This window comes from Flavobacteriaceae bacterium (assembly GCA_014075215.1).
Classification (GTDB): Bacteria; Bacteroidota; Bacteroidia; order Flavobacteriales; family Flavobacteriaceae; genus Polaribacter.
In genome coordinates this window covers 1,812,091-1,835,935 of the sequence record CP046177.1, presented here as the reverse complement: position 1 = coordinate 1,835,935, position 23,845 = coordinate 1,812,091, and the positions used below count along the sequence as shown (strand labels likewise).

17 protein-coding genes and 2 pseudogenes are annotated in these 23,845 nt (G+C 33.3%); 1 reads left to right on the top strand and 18 read right to left on the bottom strand.

Features of this window, described 5'->3' with window-relative positions; all coding sequences use genetic code 11:
- Positions 1–9 precede the first annotated feature (9 nt).
- From atpG to GKR88_08975, 16 genes and pseudogenes are all read right to left on the bottom strand, one after another.
- Positions 10–870, bottom strand: a complete 861-nt coding sequence (gene atpG / locus GKR88_09050) for an ATP synthase F1 subunit gamma (protein QMU64419.1) — start codon at positions 868–870, stop codon at positions 10–12.
- 8 nt (positions 871–878) lie between these two features.
- Positions 879–1,217 (bottom strand): annotated as a pseudogene (locus tag GKR88_09045) (four helix bundle protein).
- A 28-nt stretch (positions 1,218–1,245) separates the two neighbouring features.
- Complete coding sequence (locus GKR88_09040; protein QMU64418.1) at positions 1,246–2,820, bottom strand: F0F1 ATP synthase subunit alpha; 1,575 nt, start codon at positions 2,818–2,820, stop codon at positions 1,246–1,248.
- A 95-nt stretch (positions 2,821–2,915) separates the two neighbouring features.
- Complete coding sequence (gene atpH / locus GKR88_09035; GenBank protein ID QMU64417.1) at positions 2,916–3,473, bottom strand: ATP synthase F1 subunit delta; 558 nt, start codon at positions 3,471–3,473, stop codon at positions 2,916–2,918.
- A 7-nt stretch (positions 3,474–3,480) separates the two neighbouring features.
- Positions 3,481–3,975 (bottom strand): F0F1 ATP synthase subunit B, encoded by a 495-nt coding sequence (locus GKR88_09030; GenBank protein ID QMU64416.1) that lies wholly within the window; start codon positions 3,973–3,975, stop codon positions 3,481–3,483.
- A gap of 77 nt (positions 3,976–4,052) precedes the next feature.
- The gene (gene atpE, locus GKR88_09025) at positions 4,053–4,295 is read right to left on the bottom strand and encodes an ATP synthase F0 subunit C (protein ID QMU64415.1); all 243 of its coding nucleotides are present in this window, start codon (positions 4,293–4,295) and stop codon (positions 4,053–4,055) included.
- 23 nt (positions 4,296–4,318) lie between these two features.
- Positions 4,319–5,383 carry a F0F1 ATP synthase subunit A gene (atpB, locus tag GKR88_09020; protein QMU64414.1) on the bottom strand — a complete coding sequence of 355 codons (1,065 nt, stop codon included), beginning with the start codon at positions 5,381–5,383 and terminating at the stop codon, positions 4,319–4,321.
- Positions 5,384–5,858: 475 nt separating this feature from the next.
- Complete coding sequence (locus GKR88_09015; protein ID QMU64413.1) at positions 5,859–6,098, bottom strand: hypothetical protein; 240 nt, start codon at positions 6,096–6,098, stop codon at positions 5,859–5,861.
- Positions 6,061–6,474 (bottom strand): polymer-forming cytoskeletal protein, encoded by a 414-nt coding sequence (locus GKR88_09010; protein ID QMU64412.1) that lies wholly within the window; start codon positions 6,472–6,474, stop codon positions 6,061–6,063. The genes GKR88_09015 and GKR88_09010 overlap by 38 nt, the downstream gene beginning before the upstream one ends.
- A gap of 5 nt (positions 6,475–6,479) precedes the next feature.
- Positions 6,480–8,726: a tetratricopeptide repeat protein gene (locus GKR88_09005; GenBank protein ID QMU64411.1), complete on the bottom strand. Its 2,247-nt coding sequence runs from the start codon at positions 8,724–8,726 to the stop codon at positions 6,480–6,482.
- 583 nt (positions 8,727–9,309) lie between these two features.
- Positions 9,310–12,000, bottom strand: coding sequence for a carbohydrate-binding protein (locus GKR88_09000; GenBank protein ID QMU64410.1), 2,691 nt, complete (start codon positions 11,998–12,000; stop codon positions 9,310–9,312).
- Between the two features lie 108 nt (positions 12,001–12,108).
- Complete coding sequence (locus tag GKR88_08995; protein ID QMU64409.1) at positions 12,109–13,212, bottom strand: DUF4959 domain-containing protein; 1,104 nt, start codon at positions 13,210–13,212, stop codon at positions 12,109–12,111.
- Between the two features lie 59 nt (positions 13,213–13,271).
- The gene (locus tag GKR88_08990; protein QMU64408.1) at positions 13,272–14,165 is read right to left on the bottom strand and encodes an IS1595 family transposase; all 894 of its coding nucleotides are present in this window, start codon (positions 14,163–14,165) and stop codon (positions 13,272–13,274) included.
- A 58-nt stretch (positions 14,166–14,223) separates the two neighbouring features.
- Positions 14,224–15,107, bottom strand: a pseudogene (locus GKR88_08985) (hypothetical protein).
- Positions 15,108–15,187: 80 nt separating this feature from the next.
- The gene (locus GKR88_08980) at positions 15,188–17,107 is read right to left on the bottom strand and encodes a RagB/SusD family nutrient uptake outer membrane protein (protein QMU64407.1); all 1,920 of its coding nucleotides are present in this window, start codon (positions 17,105–17,107) and stop codon (positions 15,188–15,190) included.
- Positions 17,108–17,117: 10 nt separating this feature from the next.
- Entirely contained in the window at positions 17,118–20,234 is a 3,117-nt protein-coding gene (locus GKR88_08975; GenBank protein ID QMU64406.1) for a SusC/RagA family TonB-linked outer membrane protein, read from the bottom strand.
- A 133-nt stretch (positions 20,235–20,367) separates the two neighbouring features.
- Between GKR88_08975 and GKR88_08970 the strand changes: the two genes are divergently transcribed.
- Positions 20,368–21,291: an IS1595 family transposase gene (locus GKR88_08970; GenBank protein QMU64405.1), complete on the top strand. Its 924-nt coding sequence runs from the start codon at positions 20,368–20,370 to the stop codon at positions 21,289–21,291.
- 4 nt (positions 21,292–21,295) lie between these two features.
- Here the strand turns inward: GKR88_08970 and GKR88_08965 are convergent, their stop codons facing one another.
- Positions 21,296–23,353, bottom strand: a complete 2,058-nt coding sequence (locus tag GKR88_08965) for a T9SS type A sorting domain-containing protein (protein ID QMU64404.1) — start codon at positions 23,351–23,353, stop codon at positions 21,296–21,298.
- A gap of 13 nt (positions 23,354–23,366) precedes the next feature.
- Positions 23,367–23,720: a hypothetical protein gene (locus GKR88_08960; GenBank protein ID QMU64403.1), complete on the bottom strand. Its 354-nt coding sequence runs from the start codon at positions 23,718–23,720 to the stop codon at positions 23,367–23,369.
- Positions 23,721–23,845 lie beyond the last annotated feature (125 nt).

Here is a 23,845-nt window from a genome sequence, read left to right as displayed (position 1 = left end):
AAAATAACACTAATTATTCAGTGCTTCTGCTCCGCCGACAATTTCCAGAATTTCATTCGTAATGGCTGCCTGACGTGCTTTATTATAGGTTAGTAATAAATCGTCGCGTAATTCTTTTGCATTGTCCGTTGCTTTGTGCATCGCCGTCATACGAGCTCCGTGCTCAGAAGCAAAACTATCTCTGACGGCTTTGTATAACTGGGTTTTTAATGATTTGGGAATCAATTCCAATACAATTTCTTCTTTGGAGGGCTCAAAGATATAATCTGAATTTATATTTGTTTTATTTTCTACGGGTTTAATGGGCAAGAACTGCTCTATCTGCGATATTTGGGTTGCTGCATTTTTAAACCTGTTATAAACAATTTCTACTTTATCATAAGCTCCATTCACATATAAGGCCATTATTTTTTCTGCAATTTCAGCAACATGATCAAACGTTAAATCATCAAAAACATCATTTCTGTTGTCAATAACAGTATGCGTTTTTGATAAAATATCGTTTCCTTTTTTGCCAATTGTCAGCAAATCGACTTCCTGTGCTTGATAATTTTCTTCGATATTTTTAATGGTTTCTTTAATTACGGATGAATTAAATCCACCACATAAGCCTCTGTTTGACGTAATCACGACCAACAATACTTTAGAAATCGGTCGTTGTTTGGAATAAACTCCGCCTGCATCACTGTCTAGCGTTGCACTTAAATTTTGTAACAATTCTGTTAGCTTAGATGAGTAAGGGCGCATTGTCGTGATAGCATCTTGAGCTTTTTTCAACTTTGCGGCCGATACCATTTTCATAGCACTGGTAACCTGCATCGTTGAACCTATGGAGTTAATTCTGTTACGTATTTCTTTTAAGTTTGCCATAATTTAAGTTATGAGTTTTTGATGATTGAAACCAATATTTTTATTAGCTCTTCACAGTTACTTTTCATTTCATCAGGTACTTATCTTCTTGTTGCTTCTAAAATTTCTAACCAATATTTAGTTTCATCCGCTTCTTTTAAAGCGATATCAAACTTGTTTTTAAAATCTTTTTTACCAACTCCTCTTTGGGCCTCTCTTGTATTGGCTCCAATACTTGTTCCACTTCGTAACAACTGAGAGGCTAGTTCAAAATCTTTATTCTTTTTAAGAGTGTCACAATACATCACTATCTTACAAGCAAATTGAAAACTTTTTATTCTAATCAGGCTTTCATTCAACTTACTCATAATTCCATAACTCAGCACTCGTAACTTATTAGTAATTACCGGAAATTTCTTTTGCGGCACTTTCCAGTGTTGCAATTACCTCATCAGTCAGTTTCCCTGATTTTAGTGTATCTAAAGCGTCTCTGTGCTTTGCGTTTAAATAATCAATATAATCTCTTTCAAACTGTTTTACTTTATTTACAGGAACATCTTTTAACAGGTTTTTAGACCCTGCATAAATGATGGCTACCTGATCTTCTACCGTATAAGGGTCGTTTTGTGTTTGTTTTAAGATCTCTACATTGCGTTTTCCTTTTTCAATTACGTTCATGGTTGCGGCATCCAAATCGGAACCGAATTTAGCAAATGCTTCGAGTTCACGGTATTGCGCCTGATCTAATTTTAGTGTTCCTGCCACTTTTTTCATTGATTTGATCTGTGCAGAACCTCCCACACGGGATACTGAGATACCCACATTGATTGCCGGACGAACACCTGAATTAAACAAGTCTGATTCTAAGAAAATCTGACCATCGGTAATTGAAATTACATTGGTTGGAATATATGCCGATACGTCTCCTGCCTGTGTTTCAATAATTGGCAATGCTGTTAGAGATCCTCCTCCTTTTACTTGTCCTTGTAAAGAGGGAGGGACATCGTTCATTTGTGAGGCAATAGCATCATCATTAATTACTTTGGCAGCACGTTCTAATAACCTTGAGTGTAAGTAGAATACGTCTCCAGGATATGCTTCACGTCCCGGAGGTCTTCTTAACAATAGCGATACCTCACGGTAAGCAACGGCTTGTTTAGACAGATCATCGTAAATAATTAATGCGGGTCTGCCCGTATCTCTGAAGTATTCCCCTATTGCAGCTCCGGCAAATGGTGCGTATACTTGCATGGGTGCAGGATCAGATGCATTGGCAGCAACAATTGTTGTGTAAGCGAGGGCTCCTCTTTCTTCCAGCATACTTGCAATGGCTGCAACTGTAGAAGCTTTTTGCCCGATCGCCACATAGATACAGTATACGGGATTTCCGGCATCATAAAATTCTTTCTGGTTTAAGATGGTGTCTAATGCAACCGTAGATTTTCCTGTTTGACGGTCTCCGATAATCAGCTCACGCTGCCCTCGTCCTATTGGGATCATCGCATCAATAGATTTGATACCGGTTTGTAAAGGCTCTGTCACCGGTTCACGATAGATAACTCCCGGTGCTTTGCGCTCCAGAGGCATTTCAAATGTTTTTCCTTCAATAGGCCCTTTACCGTCAATGGGATTCCCTAAAGTATCCACCACTCGTCCTACCACTCCTTCTCCTGCTTTTAAAGATGCGATTCTTTCCGTACGTTTTACGGTTGACCCTTCTTTGATAGCAGTAGAAGCCCCCAGTAGTACTACTCCGACATTGTCTTCTTCCAAGTTTAAGACAATTCCTTCTAGTCCGTTTTCAAACTCCACTAACTCTCCGTATTGTACATTTGATAATCCGTATACACGGGCAATACCGTCTCCTACCTGTAAAACGGTTCCTACTTCGTTTAATGTAGCTTTTGCCTCGAAATTGGTTAATTGTTGCTTTAAAATTGCTGATACTTCAGCGGGTTTGATTGCTGCCATCTACTTTAGATTTTAGATACTAGACGCTAGATACCGGATGCTATAAACAAAGCTTTGACTTGTAATATCTAACATATAATTTCAACTATTTGATTTTAAATTTTTGGAATATAATCGCTGTGATCAAATTCCTTTCTTAATTCATTTAAATAATTGGAGATACTTGCATCGTATTGTATATCTCCTACGCGTAGTACAAAGCCTCCTAAAATAGCCGGATTTACTACGTTTTCCATACTTGCCTGATTGCCTGTTAACTCAACAATCTTTTCCAATACTTCTTTTTCAATGTTTTTAGTTAGCGGAACTGCTGTGGTAACTTTAGCAATTTCAATACTTTTTAGGTGGTCATAAATAATCGTATAGTGGTTTGCCACCATTTCTAAAATACCCAAACGTTTGTTTTCTTCCAGTAGAAGAAACAGCCCTAACGTAATATTGTTTACCTTTTTTGCAAACAATGCTTTAAGGACATTGCTTTTGTCTGCTGCCTTAACGATGGGGCTTTTTAGCATTATATCCAATTCATTGTTTTCTGAGATGGTCAATGCTACTAACAGCATATCATCATTAACCTCAGATTCTTTTTTGGCATCTTTTGCCAGATTTAAAATTGCCTTTGCGTAACGCAATGCAGCTCTTGTTCCTTTCATAAAACATTTACTTTAGCGTAACATCCTGTAATAAATCTTCAACTAGTTTTAGTTGATCGTCTTTGGAAGCTAGTTCTTTCTTTACAACCGTTTCTGCTATTCCTATGGACAATTCGGCAACCTGATGTTTTAATGCCGACAAAGCTGCTTGTTTTTCCTGTTCTATGGATGTTTGTGCATTTTGAATTAACTTGGCTGTAACTTCTTTAGCTTCATCTTTTGCCTCGGTAATTATTTTATCTCTTATTTCGCGGGCTTCTTTCATCAATGCATCTCTCTCCAGCCTTGCTTCTTTAAGTAGCTGTTCATTATCGGCTTGTAAATTTTGCATTTCTTTTTTGGCTGCTTCTGCGGATGCCAACGCTTCTTTTATGCTCTCTTCTCGTTCATTTACAGCATTTAAGATAGGTTTCCACGCAAACTTTTTCAATATAAAAAGCAGGAGTAAAAACGCAATCCCCGTCCAAAAGATAAGTCCCCATTCCGGAGTAATTAAATCCATATGTATGTGTTTAACTAATTAGTTTAAAATGAACTAAACAAAGGTGCAACCAACCATTACACCTTTGTTTGTTGGTTTTACTTTGCAACAAGAAATGATACTACAACTCCAAAAAGAGCTACTGCCTCAATAAAGGCAATAAGTACGATTGCCGAACCTTGTAGTTTTCCTTGCATTTCCGGTTGGCGCGCCATTGCTTCCATAGCGGCTGCACCAATTTTACCTACTCCAATTCCACCACCGATGGCAGCTAAACCTGCTCCGATGGCTGCAAAAGCACCATAGCTAACTGCGGCTTCTTGTAATAATGCTAAACTCATAGTTTAAATATTTAAAAAATTAATTAATGTACTTCTTCTAATGCCTGCCCAAAATACAGTGCCGACAACATGGTAAATATATAGGCCTGAATAGCTACTACCAGCACTTCTATAATACTGATAAATACTACAAACAATACAGACCCTGCTCCGACGATATAATTTTGAAAAATAAACGTCAATGAAACCAGACTTAAAACAATGATGTGTCCTGCAGTTATATTTGCAAACAAACGTATGGTTAAGGCTATTGGTTTTATAAACATTCCCATAAATTCTATAGGAGCTAAAAATAATTTCATGGGTATTGGCAATCCCGGCATCCAAAGCATATGCTTCCAATAGTATTTTTTACTGCTGAAAAGTGTAATGATAAATGTAACGGCAGCAAGTGTCATGGTAAAGGCTATATTTCCGCTTAAATTACTGCTGAAAGGGAAAAAAGGAATCAAGCCAAATATATTGTTCAACCAAATAAAGAAAAACAGCGTTAGTAAGAACGGCATATATCTGTTGTATTTCTTACCTATATTAGGGATGGCTACCTCATCTCTTATAAACAGTATAATAGGTTCCATAAACTTCCCTATACCCGTTGGTAAGCCGGTAGTTGATTTTTTATATGATTTTGCAACTGTGAGAAATACCAGAAGCATTACTATAATAGACAAAAACAAAGAAAAAACATTTTTTGTAATGGAGAAGTCTATAGGCCTTGTTGCGTTTAACGGACGAGATTCCTGACCAAATTCAACGGTTGTTGCTCCTTCGTTTAATTGATATATTTTTTCGTGAATATTTACAAACTTCAATCCTTTTTTGGTCACTACTGTTTTTCCTTCCGTATCATGGTGAAATTCACCGGACATAAATGTAACTAATCCTTTGTCCGTCCATAAAATAACAGGTAACGGCATGGAAATATGGCCTGCGATATGGAAGCCATGGCTGTCTTTGATATGATGAAAAATAAGTTCTGAAGTATTAAAGGGTTTTTCTTGAATCCTATCTTTTTCAGTAGAAAATACAGAGAGAGGAGTTATCAAAAAAAAGCTTACTAAAAGTGTCTTGTATATACTGATTAACATTTGCTGTCATGATTAATAATACCCTGCTTAAAAATTCGCTGCAAAGGTACGTACATTATCATAAATTAGCAAACTAAATAAGCTACATGTTTTCTCTTTTTTTAAGAAATTTACGGATGCTGAAAATTTCAAAAATCAAGAAGATAAAATACGGGATAAAAAAGTTGCATACTTCTATTTCCGGGTGTTTGGATTTTCCTTGAAACAGCGGAATTAAGAATACAAGGATAAAGATCATTTTAAAAAATGTTAAGATAATAAATGTTTGAAAACTCTTTTCACTTGTATGCTTATCTTTATATCGTATGATTATGTAAAAAAGCAAGACTAAAATGGTATGAAACAGATAGATTGACCAAATGGGAATACTGAGTATTTTATCTTCAAACTGGTTTAGAATATAGTAGTGTGTCCCCAGAAGTATTCCGGAAAGAATGAGTAATGTAATCGTAAAATCGCTGATGTCTTTGATCATTTATTCTTCTTTGGAATTTGAAAGGTGTGTAGCTTGTTTGACTACATAGTATACGGCTATTCCTAAAAATACCAGTGAGCAAATAAGGGTAAAAATCTGATATGAGTTAGAAAAAACTTCATCCAACTCAATTCCTAAAAAGACACCTACTCCAATCACCAGTATCATTTGAAGACCTAACCCTGAGAATTTAGCAATATTTTTAAGCTGTTTGTTCGATGGTCGCTTTTTGTGAATCATGTTGCTGACTGAGTTCTTTAACTGCTCCTTTCATTAAGCATGTTGCATTAAAAACAGCTCCCGGTTCAACAGATAACTTTCCCGTAACCACATCTCCGGAGATATTTGCTGTGCCTTTGAGCGATAATGTTTTATTTACAGTCAATTCTCCTGAAAATCTCCCTTCGATATCTGCATCATTTGTATCTACTTTCCCTTTGATAAAACCATCTGTTCCGATAATAATCCTTCCATTTGTTTTTAAGGCTCCTTCTAGCACTCCGTCTATCCTGAAATCTCCTTCCGATTTAATCTCTCCAATAATCGATGTGTTTTTAGCTATTACATTTCTCTCCATGACTTTTGTTACTTTGGGTTTCCCTTTATTGCTGAGCATTGGGGTTACTTTTTTAATCTAATTAATATTTCTTTTGCTTTTTTTCCTTCTTCTGTTCTTGGATATTGTATGGCAACATACTCCAGTGCTTCTTTATAGGTTGCTTCTCCTTGATATTTCCCTATGACGTATGCTTTTAGAAGTTCAAATTTAGGAATTAATTTTGAATTTGCTATAGTGGGTAGTATTTGATCAATTTCGCATAGTACATTTTCAAATTCATCTTCTTTATACAGATAGTACATTTGCTTATAAAACTTTTCTGTTTCCGACAATTCTTTTTCCTCTTCTTCTATTTCTTTTCCGGGGAATTTGATAAGCTGTGCAAATTTCGTATCGGCGTAGTTATCGAGAATATAATTTTTATATTTCTCTGATTTTAAATCATTTGCATTATTATATAATTGATACAGGTGGTAATTTGCCGGTAAAACCAGACTCGAATCAGGTTGGTTTTCCAATAGTCTTTCCAAGTAATTTGTTGATGCATCCGGTTTTTTAAATTGCTCTTTGTATATCAGGCCCAATTCAAACAATGCTTCATTTCTAAAATAGATTAATGAATCTATTTCTTTCTTTTCCGTAGGGATTTTGCTTATATAAGTATTTACATCATATTTGCTTTTATCAACAGTAACGGTATCTTTTGTGTCGTCTTTTTGTAAATTAATTTTTGTTTTATCGGACCATCTCCAGTTATCTTCCAAAGGTCTGTTTCCCCATATTCTTTGAAATTCCACCTCTCCAAAACCCATAGATTGGGTATTGTAGAAATACCATTTTCCTTTATTGCCGAAGGATTGCTGAGATCCGGAGCCGAAAGCACTTCCAAAGGAAAGGTTGTTTAGTTGTTGCTGAGCCAAAGCTTCATCGGCCGCTTTTATTTCCGCTACATACTTTTCAAAAAATTGTATTTGCTCTTCTTTAGACAATGATACTAATTTCAGAATACTGTCATTGTGTTTCAGTGTTTTTTCAAAAGCGATCAAAGATTCCAGGCTTTTATATCTTCTTTTAATTCTCCTGATTCTTAAATTATTAGAATCTTTGGCAACTTTTAAAACGCTGTCGTAGTAAGAACTTGCCAGAAGGTATTCTGTATTTTTAAAATAAATATTTCCAAGCCTTTCATATCCGTAGGTTTTTTGTTTTGCTGTTCCTTTTGGTGTTCTTAGGGATTTGTTGTAATACGCTATAGCTTTTCCAACACTATCTCTATTTTCTTGTAATACTCCGGTTTGAAAGTACAAACCATCCAAATAGGGTCTGTTATCTCTGTTCTTTATCAGTTTACCAAAGCGTTTTATCAAGGCTACATTCAATGAATCTCCCGATGCATTTTTTGCTATCTCCATATTGGCATAAATTCGATATTTATACGGGCTTTTTTTGAAGTTAACTAATTTTTGAAAAGCCATAACCGCAGAATCTTTTTGATTTTCCAAGGCGTATATTTGACCTAAAATAAACATGTTTCTGGCTGTCTGGTTTCTATTTTTTTGAGTCCTTATGGCTAGTTTTAAATGTTCTATGACTAATTGTGTGCTGTCTATTTTTGAATAGGCCATAGCTATGGCCGTATGTGCTTGTTCTCTAATCTCATCCGATAAGCTTTCTTCATTATTAAGAAGTATGTTTAATGATTCTATGGCAAATTCTTCATTATCTATTCTAATATTTGATTTTGCTCTCCATATTTTTGTTTCATTAATGAGATTTGCACCCGGATAGTTGGTAATTATATAATTAAACGCATCTATTGCCGGAATGAATCGCTGTGAATAATATCTTGATTTTCCTAACAACAGGTAGGCATCATCAATTTGCCTGTTTCGTTCTCTTCCGTTAATATTCATGGAATGACGCTGAATAGCTTTTACCGCTTTTTCTTCGGCTCTTTCAAAATTAGATGCACTTTTTACGGGTTTTTCTTTAGAACTGTTACCGGTGTTAAAGTTTTCTCCCGGTCCTCCGCCAAATCCCGTAGTTGCAGAGGGACGTTCTAAAGCCTCTATTTTGTCTTCATCAAATTTAATGGGCTCTATGGGTAAAAGCTCCCAGAAATCGTCTTCGTATTTTGCATTAATTTCTTCTATCCCTTTCTTAAAATATTCATTTCCGTTAAAAAGGATATTAAACTTTGTTGTCAATGCGTGGTAGTTTCTGGAAATGAACGTATTTTTTTTTGTTCCGCATGCATATGCAAGGAAAAAAATAAAAAGAAATACCCCTATTTTATACGTCCTACTCATTGAAAAAAGCTACTTATAACAACATGTAATCCGGGGAGATATTGTTATAGGAACGTAAAAATAGAAATAAAATTGATATAGAGACCTTTGAAAAATTAATTTGAATTTTTTGAGGTTTTGCTTTTTCAAGATTTACTGATTTTTTCGAGTCTCATGTCATACCATTTATCACTTGAAATTACCGTAATAAAATACCCTTTTCCCCTTTCTTGTTCGCCATAAAAAGGAACCGTAACTAAGGCTATCCTTTATTCTTCTAACTCCAATAAAGAAAAAATCATCATTTTCTTTTACAGTAATTTCAAGAGACCTTTGCAAAATAGGAATATATTCCGTATTAAAATTGATTTGGCTGCAAAGGTCTCTTCAAATAATAACTGGTATCATTTTTGGAATACCTACATTTACTGTGACACAGAATTTAAGGATATTTGCTGTTAAGTAAATATTTTTATCAAATAAAAAAACGAGTTTATAGTAAAGAATTTAAAGAACAAGCGACAGTATAGTCTTTAAAAAAGTGTCCGAATTTTTGTTGCAAATCCAAAAAGGTTGCGCTATTTTCTTCAAACAATTTAGATACCTATTTTTTGATTAATTTCTTTTGAAAATGCCCTTTATCTGTTTCTATCAATAGAAAATAAACACCGGATTTTAAATTTGATAAATTATAAACATTATTAGATATATTTACTTTTTTTACCAAACGACCATTAACATCAATAATTTTAAGGTTTTTAATAATTCGTTGATTATTTAATTTTATCTGGTAGTTTTCTGAAACTGGATTTGGAAAAATTGCTATTTTATTTTCTGCTACATCGCCAATACTTAAACTACTTGTAAATTCAAATTCAAACCAATTGATATTAAAACCGGCTTCTAAAACTTTCATTTTTAAAGTATATATTCCCGCATTTAAAGTAACTTGTGTAGTTGTTGTCTGCCACGATTGCCAACCTCCGGTAACTGGTAAATCTATTACTGATATACTTTGTATTGTCCCATTATTTATAAGTTCAAATTCAATTTTTCCAGCACTAGATTGAGCAGCTGTTCTGAGATTTAAATTGTAGTTTCTGTTTTCAGCTATGTAAATCAAATACTCTGCATAATCACCTGCATCTGTGTAACCAATATTTTGTCCTGCCCCAGTATCTGAAGTGTCTTCTATTTGTAAACCAATTTGATTTGTATAATCCTCAGCTTGTATTTTACCTGGGATTAACAATCTAGTTATTAGATTGTTATTTACCGGTAAATTTTCAAAAGTATTTAAAGTTGAGTTATATATTGATGTAATATTAGTTCCGTTATAACTTACTTTAATATCATCTTGATAGAATAAATAATCTACTAACTTTATGATAATTAATCTAGTACTGGAAGCATCCGTTTCTACAACTTCTATAGCTCTTGATTCGTTATTTACTTTGACTTCAAACAAATTATTTGTTAATGTTGGTTGATTAGTCGGATGATTTAAAACAATTTGTATAGACTTTTCATCATCGTTTGTATTAGCGCTTAATACTTGAAATGTTGGAACAGGATCTGTTGATGTTAGAAATTCAATACTACTCATATTAAATTCAGGACTTCCATCAATTTGTACTTTTAAAACTTGTTCACCTGCTTCTAAATAAGTATTATTTATATAATGATTTACAAAATTACTCCAACCGCCACTATTTCCTAAATCCACAGCACCTGCAATGTCAACATCATTTATAAAGAATTTTATTTTTGCTCCAGATTGTGGTGTTGCATATCTAAAATTCATATTATAAAAACCTGTATCTTCAATATTTACAGTATATTTTAACCATTCTTTATCTTTAACATATCCAATATGATAACCATTACTATTCACATTATCTGTGTTTGTTTGAATATCTACACCATCATTTCTATACGTCCAACCAGAATTCCATGCTTGAAATTGATCAGTTGATAAAGAATAATTTGCGTTATCAACATCTGAATACGCAATTTCGTTTGTGCCTAAATCAAAATCAGAAAGATAAATTACTCCAGGTATTGTATGATTAGAGTAAGGTATATGGGTTTCATCTTGCGGCTGCCTTAATATAGCATCTACTACATCTTTATAATACACATTATTATCTACCAATAAATCATTAGTTAATTGTGTTAATCCTTGAATTGCATTAGCCACAGAAGGTTGGGGTCCTTCTCCTTTCCAATAATTGATAATAGCTTCGTAATTTGAATTTGAATTTACTGAAAAAGGGCTTACAATAGTTTCAATTCTTTTCCAAGGCCACCAAGCCCAACCAATATTGTTATCTTCAAATAAGTTAATAGCATCTCTATACCAAACATTAGAATTCTCACCAGATTCTCCAAGCCAAAGAGGTACATTATGCTGATTTCTAATATCTAACACCCATTGAATGGAAGCAGTGTCATTATAGGTCCAATATTTGTGTGGACTGTAGACCATATTAGCATCCCAAGGAGGTGTTAAACCGGAAAAGTCATTTGCAAACCCATTTCCTTCAATAAAAATAATATGATTTGAATCTACTGCTCTAATTTCGTTTGTAACTCTTATATAGAAGTTTCGAAGTACATTTGTTCCTAAACCCCAATTGACCTCATTCAATAGATCGTAACCACCTATCCATTCTTTGTCTTTATACCGTTCTGCAAGTTTCCCCCATAAAGCTACTGTTTTGTCTTGGTTCAAAGTACTCTCCCATAGAGATGGCAATGAGTCATCATAGTCAGAAATGGCGGCATCCTCTCCTTGACCACCTGGTGCTGCGTGTAAATCTAAAATAAGATAAATTTGGTTAGACTCGCACCAAGATAATAGTTCATCTACCATATCAAAACCAGTAGTTAACCATGTGTTTTCTCCTTCTACAGGTTCATCTTCTATGGGTAATGTAAATAAGTTATAATGCATAGGTAATCTGATACTATTAAAACCCCATGCTGCAATTGAATCTATATCTTGCTCAGTAACAAAATTTTGACGCCAATTATTGTAAAATACCGCTGTCTCATCTGCGCCAATAAGTGCAGTTAATTTTTCCATAAATTCATGTTGAGTATCTGCAGCTCCAGAGGAATTCATCATATACCCTTCTTGTAGCATCCATCCGCCTAAACCAACTCCTTTTAATAAAACCTCATCTCCATTCGTATTTATAATTTTCTTTCCTAAGGTTCGTAAACATTGAGCATTTACAGAAACTATAAAAACAAGAAATAAGGGGAAAAAATATTTTTTTATTCGAATCATTAAGTACTTGTATTATAAATTATCTAAACCAAATAACGTTATTTCTGAACCCACTGTTATTTGAGTACTACCATAATTTGAAGTAATTGAAAACTTCAAATATCTAAATTAATCTGATGTATTGGGTAGACTAAATTCGTGCCCGTCTATAGCTTCTTGAAAAGCCGAAGCGGAAATGTTTCCTGCCCCGTCTCTTGGGTCACCAATATCAAATTGCCCTAATAGGCTCCATGTTTGAGCATCAGTACTAGCATATAGATCAAATGATTTTATATTTTCTTCTTGATAATGATATGTAACTCCACCTCCTTGATACCAATATGCTCTTTGCCATACTTTAAATCTTTGAATTTTTACATTTTTATTAAAATCGATAACAATATCTAAAGGCCAATTTAAACTTCCGCCATTATTATCTCTAGTAATAATAAAATAACTATTATCAGCATCTGTATCTACAGTATCTACAATATCATCCCAAAAATTTACAGTTCTTCCTTCATAAGCATTGCCATTTATAGATTGTGAGGCTACCGAAGTCCAGGTAGATTTATCAATTTTTTCTTCAAAAAGAGGTGTATATCTACCTTTTTCTTCTAGCTCTGTTATATTTCCGTCAAAATCTTCAACCTTTGTAGAAAAGGTCATTTCTACAGATTCTAATCCTCTTATAAAAATACTTTCTTGTACATTATTTGAAGATAAAATTCGAATGATTTCATTACTTCCGTTTAAAATATGTACGTATACAAAAACTGTTTTTGAAGCGATATTTTCCCAGGTAATTTTAACACCTCCTAAATCTGGAGTTATTTGAATACTTTCCTGCACTAAAAAAATAAAGGACTCAAGTGGCGTAAAATCTATTGCTACACTTTGCGATATATTTTCGCTTTCATCTATCACATATAATTTTACATTAACAGGCGTATTTTGATTTAAACCGTCTATTTCTATAGTAGTATTGTGTTTACTGGCAACTCTAAAAACTTCCTCTCCTTGGGAGTTTGTATATACTGCTTTCACATATAAAATATCATCATCAGAAGGAAGGTTATATGTAATAATTCCTCCACCGTTTGTTGGAGTAACTGAAATTACAGATAGTGGACTTGGTGGTGTAGTGTCTACATCTTCATTTTTGGAGCAAGAAATAATTGCTACTAAAATAAAAAGTGATAAAGGCAATCCTTTTTTAATTTTATTGTTCATGAGATTATTTTTTATACGTATTTTATAGATTCGTTTATTAAAATTATAGAGGTCAGTAGTTAGTTACATATAATTTCACTTTGATAAATTTTATCACTCATGACCATTTTAGTTATTAAGTTATTGAATATTGTGTTTTTGTTTTGCGAGCGATTAATTCTAAAACAAAACTCATTAAAGTATCGGTTTAGATTAAACTCACTTACCCAAGAATAAGTTGTCCTAATCCATGATTTTATTTGATGAATCATCGTATGTAAGGCTTTAAAGTTTAATCCTTTGTCGCTATCAATCTGGGTAATGTTATAGGCTTTTGCAATAGGCCTGTAGCCTTTCCATTTGTGAGTGATTACTTGAGCCTTTCTATCAATATGCTTAATGAACATATATTGCAACGATTGTGCAGAAAAATCTTTGATGTTTAAAGCATACATACGCTTTACTTTGCCCTGGTCTGTGAACTCAACAGCAGTAATAGCCTTCTTTTTCTTAGCATCATAACTACGACCTATCTTGTTTTGCTCATAACCACCCAACACAAATTCATCAACCTGTACATGACCATCCATAGGGTTATTTTCACTAGAAGCCATAGCTTCTCTTACTTTAAGCATAAACAATCGTGCTGTCTTTTCTGTAATACCATAGCGTACACCCATTTGTGTAGCTGATAAACTCTTGGTGGTAGTTGCCATTTCAAAACAGATAAAAAAGGCTTTTCGTACACCAAATCGCACTCTGTGAAAAATGGTGTTAGCCGTTGGGCTTTCTGTATCACCACATTTATTGCATGTTCTTGAAAAGTTCTTACGTACTTGGTAACTGGTATTACCACATTTACGACATACATAACCCTCTTTCCACTTGATTTGACCTAGATATGCTTTGCAATCTACATCTGTTTTAAAGCGTTCAGCGAACTCTAAAAGGTTTTGACCCTTGAAAATTTCCATAAAATCCCTATTTTTATTGACATACAAGTTATGAAATTATCTACTGACCTCTATAAAATTATATCAATCCGCTAATATTGTATTTTGATACAAATTCCCAGATTAACTTGCTAGTATTTGCTCCCTGATAACTCATGTTAAACCAAACATGATCACCATCAATAACTTTATAATGTTCTACAGATGTACTGTTATCTCCATCGGCATAAATATAATGTTCAATCGTTGTTCCATTATCATTTACACTATTTACCATCGGAGTTGTATTTGTATTATTAAAATTTTTCCAAAAACTAAGAATAGTTTCGACAGAATTATATTCAGAATTACCATTATATGGCAACACTCCATCTGATGTTCCATGAATACTTATCACTGGTATTGGGTATGAAGGGTTACAGTTTGTGTCTAACATTGTTCCTGAAACTGACCCTATGGCAGCTATTAAATTACTTTTATAACATGCAAGTCCGTAGGCTAACATAGCATCGTTTGAATAACCACAAGCATATATTCGTTCTAAGTCGATGTTATAATTATTAGACAGTTGGTTAATTAATACTTCTATAAAACCTAAATCGTCTGCATCACTTTTGTTGTCGGAAGAAGGTAAGCTTGGATTCCAATGTGAATTACCTTCCAAACAAGAACCCTGAGGGTATACCAAAATAAAACCTTTTGACTCAGATAAGGTTCTCATGTCTGCATAGTTCATATAATCACTTGCTGTTCCACCATACCCATGAAAGTTAAACATTACAGGGGTTTGAGAGGCCTCATTATAAGAACTGGGCACATACAGAATATATTCTCTTATTTGATTATCATGAGTTAATGTCAGGGCATTTACATTCGTATGCAAGATGATTTAGAATCGTCATCCTTTCTACAACTAGTAAATAATATTACGAAAATTGATATTAATAATACTGTTCTCGTCATTGGTTAAAATGGTTTTTTTAATTTTACATAATCATTTTTTGATATCGAAACGGTTATGAATGTTTCATAATAATACTTTTTTACCAACCTGGATTTTGAATAAGGTTAGGATTTCTTGAAAGTTCTGTAAAACTTATAGGTTGTAAATAATCTCTTGGAGAGTTAAAGGATCTTTGACTTACATCCATAATTTGATAATAATTAGCTTCTGTTTCTTCATCCACTGACCATCCTTTTATGGGAGAAGTAAAGTATAGTTCGGCTAATTTCCATCGTCTTATATCATAATAACGATGTCCTTCAAAAGCAAGTTCTATCGTTCTCTCTTGCTGAATAATTTCTCTTAATCCTTCTTTATTTGTATGTTTATTTAATGTTGCTGCATAAGCTGCATTACTCCAGGCATCTTGTACTGTGGGTATTCCTGCACGCGCTCTAATTTTATTTAATGCATCATATACTTCTGCTGATGGCCCGCTAAACTCATTCAATGCTTCTGCATAACTTAAATAGAGCTCACTTAATCGAATCATAGGCCAAGGATAGGTGACAGCTTTTGTATAAGCATCACCTTCAGAATCTTGGTGCACTATTTTTTTAAGCGCATATCCTGTTGTCAAATAATCTCCTGTATTGGCAATTCTACCATGCAGTTCTCCTTTACGCATTTTCAAATTCCAAATACTACCCCAAGTCCTATTAATGCCTCTATCAAAACCAAGTGACGCATAAAACCGAGATTCTCGATTTAAATTTAATTTTGCAGTTCTGTTTGCAAATTGAGCATAAAACCGTTGATTAAAAGCTACTGTAGTCGTAGCATATCTATCTGTATATTCAAAAGATAAATCTTCTTCTATAGGCAAACCATTTCTAGTATAATAGGTTTCAACCATTCTTAGACTTGGTGACAACCATTGCCAAGCTGCTTCAACAGAAGAAGATGTTGGATCTTTCATTAAGGCTGGAGATTGAATCTGCCACCAATCCCCATTTGTAACTGGACTAGAATTACCCCATAAAAGCTCAGAATTCCAAGGATCTGTAACTGCAAAACGATGATTATACTGATCTCTTACTAGTTGAAATTGAAAATTATTTGTATCAAAAAGCGGTGGAGTTCCCATAAAATAATAAAGAGAAGCTCCTTGAGCTGTTGCAGCATCTATAGCTTCTTGGGCTGCATTTGCTGCCAACTCCCATTTAGAAGCTTCGTAACTTTGATTAAAAAAGTGTTCTCCTTGAACATTTAAAAAATTAGCATAAAAAGCACTATTTCCATTAAATAAAGGGCTAGCACTATACAATAGTGCTTTTGCTTTTATCGCTTTAGCGATTACTTGATCTATTCTTCCTAAATCATTATTTCCAAGAACTCTTTCCGGTAAATCTGAAATAGCGGCATCTATGGTCTCTACGATATACGAAAAACATTCGTCCACTTTTTTTCTTTTTACTCTTACCTCTGTATCCGAGGCAGAAATAGGCAAGTTTACATCTACAATGGGTATGGGACCATAATTACTTACTAATAAGAAATGGAAATATGCTTTTAAGAATTTTGCTTCGGCTTTCCATTGATTCTTTTCTTCTTGATCCATGTCTACCACCAAATCAATATTATCAATTAATATGTTACAACTACGAATCCCTTCCCATAAAGAACCCTGCCCTCTTCCATCTGCAGAAAAGCCAGACCAGTATCCCATTAAAGGTGAAGAAACATTTTGTTGTCCTTTCATTAATTTAATTGCATTAGTTTCTTTAGGAACCGGTACTGCTAATTCATCACTTGCCAAAACATAACTTGCATAAGTACCGTCATTTTGTGGTAAATAACTATAGCAATTTGTTAAGGCATTGTAGGCAGTTTCTTTTCTGTTAAAAAGTAAACTTAGCTCTTGTGTTCCATCTGGCACAATATCTAAATAGTCTTCACAACTCATAAATAGTGAAATACTACTCAATAAAAGCACTATAGATTTGTTTTTTAAATTCATTTTCTACTATTTAAAATTTTACTTGAGCACCAATATTTATGACTCTTTGTAATGGATACCCTAAACCATTCCCTGCCAATTCTGGATCCCATAAATCAAACTTTGAAAAATGTAATAAATTTAATCCTGTAAAGTATAGTCTCGTGTTTACTTTTGAAAAAGCTTTACCCCAGGTTTCAGGAATGGTATATCCCAATTCTATACTTTTTAATCTTAAAAAATCACCATCTCTTTGCCACCAAGTAGACAGTTTCTCATTATTTTCTATCTCATAAGTTGATAATCGAGGCCAAAAAGCGTTTGGGTTTGGATTGTTTTCTGACCAGTGATTATTAGCAATAATACTTAATGCATTCCGTTGATTTACAAAAGGTGAAATATCATTGGGATTGATAAAAAAAGATGATCTGGCTGAGCCTTGCATAAAGAAAGATAAGTCGAAATCTTTATATACTACAGAAACACCAAAACCATATACGATCTCTGGCACACTTGGTTTACCAATAGGTACCTGATCTGATTCATTGACCACTCCATCTTGGTTTACATCTGTATATTTTATATCTCCTGGTAAATATGCGTTTGTAGAAGAGAAACCATTAAATTGTTCCGGAGAATTGTTGATATCCTCTTGATCTACAAATAACCTTTCTGCGATATAACCCCATTGTTGATTAATGGGGTATCCTATTCTGCTCAAATTTTCATTTTGAAACTCTGGCTCTCCATTTACCAGTATTTTATTAGTTGAATATGTGAAATTACCTCTTGCTGTTATATAAAAGTCACCACTAAAAGCATGATTATAATCTATAGAGATGTCAACTCCTTTTGTTTTTACTTCACCTATATTACTACTAATTGTAGTTGTTAAACCCGAAGTAGCAGGAATAAATTCACGTTCTTGATATATATTTTTACGATGTTCTGTAAAATAATCTGCAATGATATTTACTTTCTTAAAAAGTCCTAATTCTATGCCTATATTAGATTTAGCAGCAACCTCCCAAGTAACATTTTCATTTGCATATCTATTGATAATATATCCGTTGTAATAATTATCATAATTTGATCCAAATGTATATCCGGTTCCTGCATTATTAAGGTTTACATCTGATAAATAGAAAAAACGATCACTTGGACTTGAAATTCCATCGTTACCGACTAAACCATAAGTATATTTCAACTTTAATAAGTTTACAGAAGGGATATTTTTCTCAAAATAGGGCTCGTTAGAAATGATCCATCCAAACCCTACAGACGGGAAAAATCCAAATCTATTTTTTTTCGCAAATTTTTCTGAACCATTGTATCCAAAGTTAAATTCACCAAAATATCTACCATTATAGTTATAGGATGCTCTACCTGAAATTCCCATATTTCTTGATGGCAGTGTAGAAAAAGCAGTATTCCCGCCAATGGTGTTTAATGCTTCACTAAAATTTACAACGAGTAGCCCCCCTATTTCATGCTTTTCTTTAAAAGTTCTATTATATTCTGTAACCGCTTCATAGTAAAAATTACTATTTCCATTATTATATATTGTTGGATTATTTAAAAATTCTGTTCCTTCTTGAATTTGATATAATGAATGTACAGTTCCTTGGGGTGTTTGTGTTTCAGCTAACCCATAAAAAAAAGGAGTAAAGTTTCTTTCGTTTTGATTTTCAGTATAGGTTCTAACAGAAGCCATTGCTCTTAACTTTAATCCTTCTGTTATAAAACTTAAATCTTGGTGAATTTGAAATTGTGCTAATGTAGTATTTGCAAATCGATCTCTAAAGCCTTTGACACTTTCTGCATAGGGATTGGGAAAACCTCCATTTCCTTTATTACCAAAAAGAGTATGGTTAAAATTTGCTGTTGTTTCATCTGATTCATAAACTTTAGGGAAGTTTGCCGGATTGGCTTGTGCTACTTGTCCAAAAATATCTGTTGCACTTACAATGGGTCCGTTGTATCTTTCAAACAAAGAATAAAATTTTACAGCAGCTTTTGTAGCTTTTGTAAGACTGATATTGATATTAGCTCTTAAATTAGAACGGTTGATATCTATATTGTTATTGAAGTTGTTTAAGGGGTCAATCTTTAATAAACCTTTTTCGTTGGCACTCGTGACTGACATATAATATTGAGCTATTTCTCCTCCTCCATCTATATTTATATTAATTCTTCTATTTAAAGCAAAATTATTAAATAACTCTTGATACCAATCTACATCCGGATAAATATTTGGATTTAAACCATTCTTTGTCCCTTCAATTTTTGGTTTTGAATATAGTAGTATTGCTGATTGGTCTCTCGTTCTTTGAGCTCTATTGTACAATTCCATATAATCTACTGCTCCTAAAAAACTGTTTATTTTTGATGGGCCTGAAAATGAATTCTCATAACGAACAGATACTTTTGCTTTTCCTTTTTTTCCTTCTTTTGTAGTTACTAAAATAACGCCATTAGCTCCCCTTGCACCGTATAAAGAGGTAGCCGTAGCATCTTTCATTACTGAAAATGATGCAATATTGTCTGGTTCTATTCGTGCTAAATCTGACGTAGTAATTTGCAATCCATCTAGTAAAATTAGCGGGCTATTTGTAAATCCAAAAGTGGTTACACCTCTAATAAAAAATGCAGCGTTATCCTGACCTGGTTCTCCAGATCTTTGATAGGAAATTAAACCAGCTATTTTACCTGCTAGAGTATTTGTTATGTTTGAAGTAGGTTGTTTTAATTCTGAAACTTTTATTGTAGATATGGAGCCAATAACACTATTCTTTTTTTGTTTTGAAAAAGCAACAATTTGTATTTCTTCAAGTTCGTCTGTACTCTCTTTTAAAATTACGTTAATTTTTTTTTGATTACCAATCTTAATTTTTTGCGATGTATATCCTAAATAAGAAAATATTAAAGTTGCATTTGGTGTCTTTACATTAATAACGTATTTCCCATCAAAATCTGTTTCCGTACCAGTTGTTGTTCCTTCTACTAATACCGATACCCCAGGAAGAGGGTTTCCTGAATCATCTACAACTTCTCCAGAAACTATTACAGTTTGTGAAAAAGAATAAGTTGTAAGAAAAAGGATTATAAATGGAAATAGCTTTAAAAAGAATGCCGTAAGCTTGTTCATGCTGATTTTCTGTGGAAAGCATAACAGAAGAGAGAAATCTTCTGTTATGCTAAAAATAAATATTATTTTTATTGATTACACTTAATTATGCCACTAATTTAAAAATTCGTATCTTAATATAAAGTTTAGAATTATGAATTTACTACATTTTATTGAACAATTTCCAGATGAGTTTTCCTGTAAATCACATATGAAGTTGGCTCGTTCAAAAGAAGGAGTCATTTGCAAAAAATGTCAATCAAAAAAGCACTATTGGTTAAAGTCTAAATGGATGTGGCAATGTTCTTATTGTGGTTTTAGAACTACTCTACGCAGCGGTACTATGATGGAGAACTCCAATTTACCTATTCGTACTTGGTATCTCGCTATGGCATTTATGACTTTTAGTAAAAAAGGTATTTCTGCTGCCGAATTACAACGTCAGCTCAACCATACACGTTATACCACTATATGGTCTCTTATGCACAGAATACGTTCGGCTATGGGAAAACGAGATAATTTATACGACCTTGAAGATATGATTGAGTTTGATCAAGATTACTTTACTGTGGCAACAAAAGAATCCGACAGACAAAAGCTTAAAAGAGGCAGAGGCAGTCAAAAACAATCTAACGTAGCGGTAATGGCAGAGTCTGTACCTTTAGAAGATTTAAAGACTGGGAAACAATCCAAACAATGTCGTTATTTTAAAATGAAAGTTTTGGATACTCATAAAAAAGAAGAAGTCAACACGCTTATTGATAGTAATTTTGATGATACATGCATTGTTTTTAGCGACAAAAGCACGTCTTATGTAGACATAGGTGATTATGTGGAAGTACACATTACTGAAAAATCAAATAAAGAAACCACTATTACCACACTAAAATCGGTGCATATAGCCATAAGTAATGCAAAACGCACTCTGTTAGGTATTTACCATAAAATTAAAGGAAAATATTTGCAGAATTATCTTGACGAGTTCTGCTATAAACTCAACAGACGCTATTTCGCTGAAAGACTATTTGATAGACTGGTAGTAGCTGTCACTCATCAATACTGGTATAAAAGTGGGTAATCAATTATTTTTTAATTAATTTTTTATATTGATTGTTGATTTTAATAAAATAAAAACCTGGTTTTAAGCTTTTTATTGATAATTCATTAGTCTCTATTGTTTTTCTAAAAACTTCTTTAGAATTAACATCAAAGATTCTAATTTCTTTATTGCCTTCTAAATTTTTAATGTAAATAATATCTTGAGTTGGATTTGGATACAAGAAAAATTCATTTGTATTAAAATCATCTACAGAAGCAGTTCCTTGTAATTGAGGTCCTTTAACATCATCTATATAGAAAGTGGTATCTTGGGAATCTCCTCTGCCAAGAAATATAAAAATATGGTCAAAAGAAACCTCGTCTGCTAATTCAGATGTGTCAAAATATACTGTTTGCCATTGATTCTCTAATATAATTTCTTCATCTGTTTCAAATTGAGCAGTAATATCTCCATCCTCTTTAGCATCAGCTAACTTAAATCTAATTCCTGTTTTTACCGGAGAATACACTCTAAAAGAAAATATATCATCTTTGCTTGCATCAAAAGGAGCGTTTAATTCAAAATGAATCCTTTCCCAACCTCCCCAAGAGTTACCTTTATCCCACTGCTGTACCATATTACTTCCACCTGCAGGATCTGTAACTGTTGTGTATGGTGCTGCAGGATCTCCCATAGATTCTGAAACAGAGGTTAAAGATGTTCCGTCAAAATCATTATAGGTTACCATAGTAATGGCTGTTGAACTCGTTGTAAACGTGGCAGATACTCCTGCAATGGCTGTATCAGTTTCTGCATATTCTATTACATTATCTTTTATACCATACCAATAGACTGTATTTGTTGAAAGTAAGGAAGCAGGACGAATTGTTATGATTGAGTTGTTATCACTTAAAAAGGCATTCATAGGAACTATTGCTCCGGAAGCATTCGTTTCTCTTAATTCTACTATATCAGAGAGATCAGTTATTGCAGAATCATCTAAATTTCTAAATTGAAAACTTGATGAAATAGTTGGATTCGTAATTTGAGTAACATCTGTAGCTGTATCCGCAGGACTAAAGGTATTTTCTACAGCAGGGGGAACATTACTTTTTAGGTAGTCATCAAAATAATATTTGTCTCCTGCTACAGAACCACCTGTTCTATCTTTATCGAAATAAATTTGAGCTCTATCGTAATTTGTAGCAGTAATTGCACCATAATTAAATACTAATTCTACCCACGTATTGGTTTCTGTGACATCTATTTTTTGTTCATGTCCTTGCCTCCAATCCGGATAATTTTGAAGTTTAATAGAAACTCCTACAGGCTTACTTACCCATACTTTTACTTTTATAAAAGGAGTTTCAGAAAAATCGAACGGTGTTAATGGCGTTGCTCCACCAACTAAATCATTTTCCAAACCAGAATCATTTCCCGCATGTGTATATTCACCAACATTAGCGGAAGTATTTATCCCTGTTGGATCTGGATTAGCAATTTTAGCAAATCCTGTGCCTCCCCAAGAAGTAAAAGCCAAGTCTTGATTTGTGGTGTCAAAATCAAACAACATTTCATTAATATCTCCAGTTACAGCAACTTTTGTTGTAAAACTTGCAGAAACTCCTGTAACTGCTGTGTCATTTGAATACTCTATAGAATTATCCACAACACCATACCAATAGGTTGTGGAGTTGCTTAAAACACTTGTTGGATCAATTGTAATTTTATTTTTATCACTATTAATTGTTGCCGAAAAAGGAACATCAGCTCCATTCTCGTCACCTAGTTTTAATGCAACTTTAGCAGTTAGATCTGTAATATCGGAATCGTCTAAATCTCTAAATGTATCATTTGTTGCAATTTCTAAGTTTGTAGATATAGAAATATCTGTCGAACTATCCGCTGGGTTATATGCTACTGCAGGAGATGTATATAATTCTGGCCCTTTAATATCATCAAAGAAATAAATATCTCCTTGACTAGTGTTTGCTCCTCCAATTTTAATGACAATATTATTCATATAAATATTAGAAAAACTACTAAAATCAAAAGTTAACTCTACCCATTTATTGATATCAGAAGCCCCAACTGATGCCATTGCTTCAATATTATTACCAATCTGGCGAATTTTCTAAATGAAATATTACCGTTATTTCTTCAGTAGAAAATACTTTCATTTTAAAAATAGAATTAGATGCTAAATTAAAAGGAGTTGTAAATACTGTTGTTGGGTTTATAACACCAATTCCAATATCATTATCATCTCCAGCTGTAAATTGACCTACAAAAGCAGAGGAATTTGTAGTGTCTGAAGCTGGATTTGCTACTTTGGCAAAAGTTGAAGAAGTATTCCAGCTATTAAAAACAATATTTGCATTGTTTGTGTCAAAATCTATATGTGTAACTTCTTGAGCAGTAACAATACTTGAAGTTAATAATAGAGTTAAAAGTAGTTTTAGTTTCATAATAAATTAAATTTTAGATTAAAATGACATGATTTTAATGTTTTTTATATGTGTTTAGAAATTGAATGAATAATATAATTATTATACATCTGTAACAAATTTGCATTAAAATTGCGTGAATATAA

What these genes read in the sequence shown, in the direction of transcription:
- atpG (QMU64419.1), bottom strand. Translation starts at nt 870, where the DNA reads ATGGCAAACTTAAAAGAAATACGTAACAGAATTAACTCCATAGGTTCA.
- GKR88_09040 (QMU64418.1), bottom strand. Translation starts at nt 2,820, where the DNA reads ATGGCAGCAATCAAACCCGCTGAAGTATCAGCAATTTTAAAGCAACAA.
- atpH (QMU64417.1), bottom strand. Translation starts at nt 3,473, where the DNA reads ATGAAAGGAACAAGAGCTGCATTGCGTTACGCAAAGGCAATTTTAAAT.
- GKR88_09030 (QMU64416.1), bottom strand. Translation starts at nt 3,975, where the DNA reads ATGGATTTAATTACTCCGGAATGGGGACTTATCTTTTGGACGGGGATT.
- atpE (QMU64415.1), bottom strand. Translation starts at nt 4,295, where the DNA reads ATGAGTTTAGCATTATTACAAGAAGCCGCAGTTAGCTATGGTGCTTTT.
- atpB (QMU64414.1), bottom strand. Translation starts at nt 5,383, where the DNA reads ATGTTAATCAGTATATACAAGACACTTTTAGTAAGCTTTTTTTTGATA.
- GKR88_09015 (QMU64413.1), bottom strand. Translation starts at nt 6,098, where the DNA reads ATGATTCACAAAAAGCGACCATCGAACAAACAGCTTAAAAATATTGCT.
- GKR88_09010 (QMU64412.1), bottom strand. Translation starts at nt 6,474, where the DNA reads ATGCTCAGCAATAAAGGGAAACCCAAAGTAACAAAAGTCATGGAGAGA.
- GKR88_09005 (QMU64411.1), bottom strand. Translation starts at nt 8,726, where the DNA reads ATGAGTAGGACGTATAAAATAGGGGTATTTCTTTTTATTTTTTTCCTT.
- GKR88_09000 (QMU64410.1), bottom strand. Translation starts at nt 12,000, where the DNA reads ATGATTCGAATAAAAAAATATTTTTTCCCCTTATTTCTTGTTTTTATA.
- GKR88_08995 (QMU64409.1), bottom strand. Translation starts at nt 13,212, where the DNA reads ATGAACAATAAAATTAAAAAAGGATTGCCTTTATCACTTTTTATTTTA.
- GKR88_08990 (QMU64408.1), bottom strand. Translation starts at nt 14,165, where the DNA reads ATGGAAATTTTCAAGGGTCAAAACCTTTTAGAGTTCGCTGAACGCTTT.
- GKR88_08980 (QMU64407.1), bottom strand. Translation starts at nt 17,107, where the DNA reads ATGAATTTAAAAAACAAATCTATAGTGCTTTTATTGAGTAGTATTTCA.
- GKR88_08975 (QMU64406.1), bottom strand. Translation starts at nt 20,234, where the DNA reads ATGAACAAGCTTACGGCATTCTTTTTAAAGCTATTTCCATTTATAATC.
- GKR88_08970 (QMU64405.1), top strand. Translation starts at nt 20,368, where the DNA reads ATGAATTTACTACATTTTATTGAACAATTTCCAGATGAGTTTTCCTGT.
- GKR88_08965 (QMU64404.1), bottom strand. Translation starts at nt 23,353, where the DNA reads ATGGCATCAGTTGGGGCTTCTGATATCAATAAATGGGTAGAGTTAACT.
- GKR88_08960 (QMU64403.1), bottom strand. Translation starts at nt 23,720, where the DNA reads ATGAAACTAAAACTACTTTTAACTCTATTATTAACTTCAAGTATTGTT.